Annotated in this window: 1 pseudogene; it reads left to right on the top strand. The window is 37.4% G+C overall.

The features are described 5' to 3' along the window. Window positions 1-260 (top strand): annotated as a pseudogene (locus HC175_RS20520) (catalase/peroxidase HPI); the annotation flags it as partial. Between the last annotated feature and the right edge of the window lie 114 nt (window positions 261-374).

Raw genomic sequence — 374 nt, 5'->3', positions numbered from 1 at the left:
TCGTGAATCTTTTGGACATGAGAACTACCTGGGCAGCAAGATCTGACGCCCAGAATGTGTTCGAAGGTCGTGACAGGAATTCCAATGACCTTAAATGGACAGGAACAAGAGTAGATCTAATATTTGGATCCAACTCAGAACTTCGTGCTCTTGCCGAAGTCTATGCACAAAATGATTCAAAGGAAAAATTTGTAAAAGACTTCGTAAAGGCATGGGATAAGGTAATGAACCTGGACAGGTATGACCTTAAATCCAAATAGCAGGAATTGATCAAATTAGTTAGAAAAAAATTCCCTTGGGCGCCTGAGTGCACTCAGGGGATTTTTTAATTAAAAGAAACAGTAAAATTTAATTGTAAAAACTACATTTTAAAA

This window comes from Salinimicrobium oceani (genome assembly GCF_012037645.1).
Note: the sequence above shows the minus strand (reverse complement) of the source record. Positions and strands in the feature narration are given on the sequence as shown.